5 protein-coding genes are annotated in these 8643 nt (G+C 39.5%); all 5 read left to right on the forward strand.

Translation table 11 applies throughout. From position 1 onward, the window contains the following. Positions 1-27: 27 nt before the first annotated feature. The gene (locus tag VJ937_RS13595) at positions 28-2853 is read left to right on the forward strand and encodes a S9 family peptidase (protein ID WP_324067947.1); all 2826 of its coding nucleotides are present in this window, start codon (positions 28-30) and stop codon (positions 2851-2853) included. Positions 2854-3113: 260 nt separating this feature from the next. Next, positions 3114-3557 carry an Hsp20/alpha crystallin family protein gene (locus VJ937_RS13600; RefSeq protein WP_324067949.1) on the forward strand — a complete coding sequence of 148 codons (444 nt, stop codon included), beginning with the start codon at positions 3114-3116 and terminating at the stop codon, positions 3555-3557. A gap of 282 nt (positions 3558-3839) precedes the next feature. After that, complete coding sequence (locus VJ937_RS13605) at positions 3840-7268, forward strand: hypothetical protein (RefSeq protein WP_324067951.1); 3429 nt, start codon at positions 3840-3842, stop codon at positions 7266-7268. Positions 7269-7475: 207 nt separating this feature from the next. After that, entirely contained in the window at positions 7476-8120 is a 645-nt protein-coding gene (locus VJ937_RS13610; protein ID WP_324067954.1) for an MEDS domain-containing protein, read from the forward strand. A gap of 4 nt (positions 8121-8124) precedes the next feature. Next, the coding region (locus tag VJ937_RS13615; RefSeq protein ID WP_324067956.1) for a PAS domain-containing protein at positions 8125-8643 on the forward strand (519 nt) is incomplete at its 3' end.

The following is an 8643-nucleotide window of genomic DNA, read 5'->3' on the forward strand; positions in this document are numbered from 1 at the left end:
GCGTGCTATTATATAAATCAACCTGTTATGTATTTTAAATATTTTGCATTTACAATTGTACTGTTCGCTATAGCAAGCTTTTCATTAAGCGCACAGGAAAAGAAATCACTCCAGGTCGATGATTTCGATCACTGGAATCATTTGAGTAACGAAAAAATTTCACCCAATGGTATGTTTGTGGCCTATGAAATAAATCCTTATAAAGGAGATGGCGTGCTAAAAATATGGGAGGCTTCTTCTGGTGAGAAAACGACTTTTCAACGTGGAGGCAACCCAAAGTTTGCCCCTAATTCTGCGTTTCTTGCTTTTTCGATTAAACCTCAGCATGATTCGGTCAGGAAAATGAAACTCGATGGCGTGAAAAAAGATAAACTACCAAAAGATTCCCTGGGGATATATTTGACAGAATCTGAAAAACTGAAAAAATATGCCCGTGTAAAATCTTTTAAAATCCCTGAAGATGATGGTGACTGGATTGCATGGCAAAATGAGAAACCTTTAAAAGATAAAACGAAAAAAGATAGTACAGTTGCCGACTCTGCCAGGGAAAAAACCAAAAAGAAAAAGCAAAAGGCAGATAAAAATGCACCCGATGCTTATGAGTTAGTGGTATATAATCCAGTAGAAGATATTACACACCGATTCAAGAATGTTACAGAGTATGCCTTTTCTGACAATGGCCGTTTGCTTACGTTTATAAAACAGCAAAACGACACTGTACTCCGATCAGCTGTGGTCACCTTCGATACACGAAAGCGGCATGTAGATACTGTTTTTGTAGCCGACGGGCTGGCTAAAAAGGTGGAGCCAGGCATTGACGAACAGCATGTTGCCTTTATACATAGTGCCGACACCATAAAAGACAGAGTTTATAGTTTGCATTACTGGAATGGCAAAGAAACTATCGGGTTGATTGATACTTTGTCAACCGAAATTCCCGAAGGTTGGACTGTTAGTGAACACGGCAGAATTTATTTTTCAGATAATGATGAACGACTCTTTTTTGGAATTGCAGATGCTCCGGAACCTGAGCCCAAAGATACCCTGCTTGACGAAGAAAAAGTGAACCTTGATTTGTGGAGTTGGACAGACGGAAAACTTCAGCCCGAACAGTTGAAAGAGAAAAAAAGAGAAGAAAATCGTAACTATCTCACTGTATACCATATATCGGAAGAAAAACTGGTACAGTTGGAAGATGAAAAGCTTCAAAATGTACGGTTAACGCTTGATGGTAATGGAGATGTAGCCTACGGAGCCGATTATGAGCCGTATGAAAAGCGAGGATCATGGGAGATGCCTTACTACAAAGATGTATACGTGGTAGATGTAATTACAGGCCAAAAAATCAAAGTGCTGGAGGAAATTCAGTCAGCTACAAGTATCTCCTTTTCAGGAAAATATATAAATTATTACAATAATAATGACAGCGCCTGGCACGTGTACGATATTCAAGACAAAAAAGACAGAAATTTGACAGGCAACCTGGATGTGCCGTTCTATCGCGTAACCCATGATTATCCCAATGAACCTTCGCCATACTATTATGCCGGATGGACTAAAGATGATGATTGGTTTTTGGTGTACGATGAATTTGATATTTGGCAAATTGACCCGTCGGGCCGTAAAGATCCCGTATGCCTTACCAATGAATACGGACGAAAAAATAACATCAGGTTTCGTTACAGGCAATTAGACCGCGATGCCAAATACATAGATCCAAAGTCGGACCTCTGGCTTACTGCTTTTGACCAAAAAACAAAGGCGTCAGGTTACTATATAACCAGTTTGGGTGGTGGTGAAAATCCGGAAAAACTTATCATGGATGATTACCGCTTTTATGCCCCACGCAAGGCAAAAAACGCCGATAAGCTCATTTGGCAAAAAGCTTCGTTTAAAGACTATCCGGATGTTTGGTACAGCGACATGAAGATTTCAGAACCTGTGAAAATTTCAAATACGAACCCCCAGCAAAACAAATATAAATGGGGCAGTGTAGAGTTGGTGAAGTGGATTACTTCTGAAGGAACCGAGGAGGAGGGTTTGCTTTACAAACCAGAGAACTTCGATCCAAATAAGAAATACCCAATGATGGTATATTTTTATCGTCTTTACTCGGACAGGTTGCATGCGCACTGGACACCAAAGCCAAGCCGTTCTATTATCAACACTACATTTTATACCAGTAACGATTATATTGTTTTCATTCCTAATATCCGGTATAAAGTAGGCTACCCCGGTGAAAGTGCCTACAATTATGTTTCAAGCGGAACGGTTGCATTGTTGAATAAGTATGATTTTATTGATAAAGATCATATTGGGATTCAGGGACAAAGCTGGGGCGGATATGAGGCTGCATATATTATTACTAAAACTGATATGTTTGCAGCAGCTTCAGCCGGGGCACCTGTATCTAACATGACTTCAGCCTATGGCGGCATTCGTTGGGGAAGTGGCATGAGCCGAATGTTCCAGTATGAGGAAACTCAAAGCCGCATAGGCGGAACGCTTTGGGAGAAACCTCTGCACTATATCGAAAACTCTCCGGTTTTCTATGCTCCAAAGGTTCATACACCATTACTCATGCGGCATAATGATGGCGATGGTGCAGTACCCTGGTACCAGGGAATAGAGTATTTCGTTGCGTTGCGTCGTCTCAATAAACCCGTTTGGCTGCTCAACTATAATGATGGTGCCCACAATGAACGTGGTAAAACCCCTAATCGGAAAGATTTAAGTATTCGTATGAAGCAATTTTTTGATCACTATCTCAAAGAAGAACCTGCACCTAAATGGATGCGTGAAGGTATTCCTGCTGTTGAAAAAGGCAAAACCATGGGATATGAACTGGAGTAATCAACGAATGAACTTTTTATAATTATAAATCAAGGCTTCGCTTTTCAGCGGAGCCTTTTTTTGTTCGGTTAGCTCTGTCATTTTTTCTTTTCCCCCGATTAAAATGCCCGGGATTAAGAACTTACATTAATAAGGGTGACAAAAAGGCATTTTAAGGTGGGTTTATAGGTGACACATTGGCTTGTTTAACCGCTGGCATACCATTTGATTTATGTTGGGTGAAGGCAAAAAAGTTAAACTAAAAAAGAAAGGAGGCCACTATGTTAGCACGTAGAAATGAACTGTTCCCAACTATGTCAAAATTGTTTGGTGACTTCTTTGACAAAGAGCTTACAGATTGGACAAATAGCAATTATTCACCAACAAATACGACATTGCCTGCGGTAAATATTAAAGACGAAGAAGACAAATTTCTGGTTGAAGTAGCTGTGCCGGGAATGGAGAAAAAAGACTTTAATATTGATCTCAAAGACAACATGTTGACCATTTCTTCAGAGAAAGAAAATGAGAAGAACATGGATGAGGACACTTACACTCGCAGGGAGTATTCTTATCAATCATTCAACCGTACATTCACATTACCTGAGAATATTGTGGATGCGGATAAAATATCAGCTAAGTACGAAAATGGGGAGCTTCGTATCACCATTCCGAAAAAAGAAGAAGCAAAACCCAAACCCCCTCGTACAATTAAAATTTCATAAGGTGCCGTCAGGCACCCGGGGCATTAGCTACGGCTGGTGCCCTTTTTTTAGTTTAAATTGTAAATGTCTACTGTGAGGGATTGTTTTTTAAAATATTTTGCCCCTTTTTAAATCGTTTAACAATAAAAAAATTGATATCATGAAACCTTAGGTTTAATGGTTTTTTGTGGAAGTGGCTGGTGTTATTACCGGTCATTTTTTATTTAATATTCCTTCCCATCAGATACATGAAATTGAGCTATTCATCGTTATTTATCACAATGATGACTTATTTTTGCCTATATGCAGAGATTTTTGTTTGTATGTGTGTTTATCTTTCTGGCTGGTTCAATCTATGCCCAGCAATCAAATCTGTATAGCCGGTTTTTCAGACTTACTGATACAATTCAATTCGATTCGCTTCAAAGCGTGAATGGCAGCCTTATCATCAGAGCGTCTGATGGCATTATTCCGGATAAGCAGTATCGGGTCGACCATAAAAAATCTATTCTTTACTTTGAACAGCTACCCAATACAGATTCTGTGCATATTTCCTGGCGCAGATATCCGTCTGTTCTCTATTCTTCTTATTATCATAAAAGCAAAGCCTTGCTCGAATCTAACAAGCCATTTCCTGTTTTGAGAAAAAACAATCAGCGTACTGAGCTTTTCCAGGAATCAGATATTAACCGCTCCGGCAGCATTTCCCGTGGTTTCACCCTTGGTAATAATCAGGATGTAACCATGAATTCAAGTTTAAACTTGCAACTCTCCGGCAAGCTGACCAATGAGTTGTCGGTTGTAGCTTCTATTACCGACAATAATATTCCGGTGCAGCCTGATGGTAATACCCAGCAATTACAGGAGTTCGATAAAATATTTATCCGGGTTTTTAATGAAAAGGTCAACCTGGTGCTTGGCGATTACCAATTAGATAAACCTGCCGGTACGTTTTTAAATGTGAATAAAAAGCTGCAAGGTATTCAGGTAACCAATAAAATTAATTTGCGGGATACCAATACAGTAAAAATAACCAATACTGTATCAGGTGCCGTGGCTAAAGGGAAATATTATCGTCAACAGCTGCAGCCGGTAGAAGGCAACCAGGGTCCTTATAAACTAAATGGTGCAAACGGCGAACGTTTCATTATAATTATTGCAGGATCGGAACGTGTTATCATCGATGGCGAAGAGATGAAAAGGGGACAGCAGAACGATTATATCATTGACTACAACAGTGCAGAAGTGACCTTTAATCCTTCAGTGCCCATCTCAAATGATATGAGGGTTTATGTAGAGTTTGAATATACTGAGCGCAATTATACCCGTTTTCTGGTGGCCGACTATGCTGAGATTAAAAGCGGCAATACCCGCATATGGATGAATGTTATCAGCGAAAGTGATAGCAAAAACCAACCGGTTGATCAGGATCTGGACCAGGAACAAATTGATGTGCTTGCCAGTGTGGGTGACAATACCGGTGCTGCTGTCGTTCCAAATATAAACGAACAGGAGTTCGATGAGGATATTATCTTGTATGCACGCCGCGATTCTATGGTAGATGGTCAGATATATGAGGTTTATTATTACTCCAATAATCCAGATTCAGCCAAATACCGGTTGGGTTTTAGCCTGGTTGGCGCTCAAAATGGAAATTATGTGCAAGCCAATAACCTGGCCAATGGAAAGGTTTACCGGTGGGTTGCCCCGGAGAATGGAACACCACAGGGGAATTACGCCCCGGTAGTGAAGTTAGCAGCACCCCAATCGCAGCAAATGGTTACCACCGGCCTTGAAGTAAACCATAGCAAGTTCAGCACAAGCCGTATTGAGGTGGCATGGTCAAGAAAAGATGAAAATACTTTTTCAACACTGGATCAGTCCGACGACCACGGGCTTGGTGTAAATTATGAAGGTCAGCACAGGCTATTGGGAGATTCCTTAAAAAGCTTTACACTTCAATCAAAGTATCAGTTTGTGCATAGTAATTTTAATCCTTTTGAACGGTTTCGCAGAGCTGAGTTTGAACGCGATTGGAATACCCGTGATTTGCAGATCAGGGCAAATCAGCACTTGGCCGGGTTAGCCGTGCAGTATAAAAAACAAAAAGTGCTCGACCTCGCTTTGGGTGCGAATCAATATTGGGTACCGGGCTCATTTAATGGATTGAAAGGTGACGGCAATGCTTTATGGCAGAACAAATTTTTTAATCTGAAGAGTCAGGTCAGCTATTTAAGAGCTGAGAACGATAGTCTAAAAAGTGATTTTTTTAGATCGAAATCTGCATTGGGTGTCCCTTTTTGGAAACTTGAAGCCGGTGTGCGGCAGGAGCTTGAGATCAATACTTTTGTAAACCAACAAGATGTACTTAACCCTGCCTCTTATGAGTTTTTTATTTATGAAGCGTATTTGCAAAATCGAAAAATGGAGGGTGTGGACGCAGAACTAACAGCAAATTACCGAATAGATCATCAGGCACTTGGTGGAGATATGACACCCAAAAAAGAGCGTAGAGGAATTTCACTCAACACAGATTTGCATCGCAATGCAAATGTAAAATGGCGGCTGGTAGCCAATTACAGGGAGGTGCGCATTTTAAATGATTCGCTTGTACGGGTTGATATTCCCGATCAGCATGTTAGTGCCCGTATTGAGAACCGCAGCACGGTTTGGGATGGCATTATTCGGTCATCTACATTTTATGAGGTGAGTACAGGGCTCGAAAGCAAAAAAGAGTATGCCTACCTGGAGGTAGAAAAGGGGCAGGGAAATTACATCTGGATCGACCGTAATGAAAATGGTGTGAAAGAACTGAATGAGTTTGAAATTGCACAGATCCCTGCAGAGGCGGACCACATCAGAATGTATATTCCAACAGATGATTATATTTCTGTTTATGCCAATCAATTTAAGCAAAACATACATGTAAATTTTCGTAAATGGAAAGTGAGCGAAAATAAATGGCTCCAGCTACTTGCCCGGTTCTCTAATCAGTTTGCTTTTAGTGTGAATCGAAAAGTTACCAATAATAAATTTTCGGTATATGCCAATCCGTTTAATTTGCAAAACAACGATACTGCTTTGGTTTCCAATAGTCAGTCATTAAGAAATATGTTCAGTTTCAACAAAACAAACCCCAGGTTTGGAGCAGATCTGGTTGTGAATCAAACTGTGAGTAAGAACCTGTTGACTAACGGGCTTGAGGGTAGGGAGTTGCAGACTCTTGAGTTGCAAACCCGCTGGAATATTACACAATTCCTGACCTTACTCAATACAGCATCGTTGAGTGAAAAGTCTAAAACAGCAGATTATTTTACAGCCAATAATTACAATATCAGGAACTATAAAACAGATGCCACCTTTCGAATACAGCCACAAGTTTCATATCGTTTTGAGCTAAAATATAAATACGATGAAAAAGAGAATACACATGGGGAAGAACGAGCCGTTCATCACGATGGCGGAGTGGCGTTCCATTATGCAAAGGCAGGTAAAAACAGCATTGATGCAGCTTTACATTACATAGATGTTACCTTTAATGGAACGGGCAACAATTCGCTGACTTACGAATTACTCAACGGATTGCAAAAAGGGGCAAACTATACCTGGGAACTGAATTGGAACAGGCAATTATCTGAAAGTTTTCAAATGACAATTCGCTATAACGGTCGTGCAGGCGACGATACCAAAACCATACATATTGCCAGTATGCGTGTGCGGGCTATGTTTTAAAATTATTGCGACTTTTCACCAATGGAATTTCCACAAACTGCATGTAAAACTTACACACGAGTAAGTTTACTATTCAAGAAACATGCTTTTTCTTTATATGACTTTGCTTTGTGATGGTTAGCCAATAATATTTTTGGAGAGAGAAAAAAACACGCATAATTACGCCTTTTTTCTGGCTGTATTTTTTCTATATTTTCAAATAAAAATATGCACATAAAAACCTCCAATCAAGAACCATTTACATTAGGTGTTGGTGACTATACATGTAATTTAGGATTACATGTTGCCGGATTATATGAAACCGAACAGGAGAGAGATGATATTATCATGGGTTTTCTTTCCCAGGGCTATAAAGAAGGTGATTTACAATTATATTGCCCTGCTGAACGTACAGCTGAAGATTTTCATGAAAAGATGCATCATCGATGTCCCCATTGCAATACGCATGATAGAAATTATTTTCAAATTAATTCTGCCAAAGAATTGTATTACCCTGAAGGTGCATTCAGTCCCAAACAAATGGATATTGGGCTTAATGATTTTTTTACGAAATCACAGGAAAATGGAAAGCGTACAATTCGTGCAACAGCAGAAATGGTGTGGGCATTAGATGCCATTCCTGGTTCAGATTTGCTCATGGTATATGAATCCCGCTTAAACTATTTTATTGCAGGCAAACCCTGGATTAGTATTTGTTTATATAATGTGAATAAATTTTCTGGAGCTACAATAATGAATGTATTACGGACTCATCCATTTACAATAAATGGAGGCATTTTAACAGAAAACCCCTACTTTATTGACCCCGATATTTGGTTAAAAGAGAATTATCCGGCATATTTAAATATATAACTCAATGGAGAATTTTGCGCATAATTTGCTTTTACTTACCGCTAATTTGAGTCAATTGCACAATTCGGCAAGGATAAAGCAACTCTTTCTTGAAGGTGTGTCAGGGCTATTCCCGGATTTCGAGTTTTTATGGACTAGTGAGAACAGTATCGATGCCTCTGATTATGAAGTTTGTACCAAAAACAGTGCATTTGGAGGAATTAAAATAATAAAAGGCAAGCTAAATAGTACAGAGCAAGCCATATTTAAAAACGCAACACAAATGCTTGGTGTTATTTTGGAGAATGTTGCCAATAAGGATTTGAAAGTTCGTGAACTGCAAATTGAACAAGAAAAGTATCAGTTACTTTTTAAGAATTCACCGATAGGCATAATGACCTATAATACCCAGGGTGAAGTGTTGGATGTAAATAATAAATTGATAGAAATACTTGGCTCTCCAAGCATAGAGGCCACAAAAAAACTAAATATTTTCTCCCTTCCCGCCCTTGTGGAATCAGGTATAGCCCACGATTTAGGCGAT

The organism is Salinivirga sp. (genome assembly GCF_035268865.1).
Lineage (GTDB): Bacteria > Bacteroidota > Bacteroidia > Bacteroidales > Salinivirgaceae > Salinivirga.

Excerpts from the sequence above, each read along its gene's own strand:
- VJ937_RS13610 (WP_324067954.1), top strand. The coding sequence starts at position 7,476 with ATGCACATAAAAACCTCCAATCAAGAACCATTTACATTAGGTGTTGGT.
- VJ937_RS13605 (WP_324067951.1), top strand. The coding sequence starts at position 3,840 with ATGCAGAGATTTTTGTTTGTATGTGTGTTTATCTTTCTGGCTGGTTCA.
- VJ937_RS13600 (WP_324067949.1), top strand. The coding sequence starts at position 3,114 with ATGTTAGCACGTAGAAATGAACTGTTCCCAACTATGTCAAAATTGTTT.
- VJ937_RS13595 (WP_324067947.1), top strand. The coding sequence starts at position 28 with ATGTATTTTAAATATTTTGCATTTACAATTGTACTGTTCGCTATAGCA.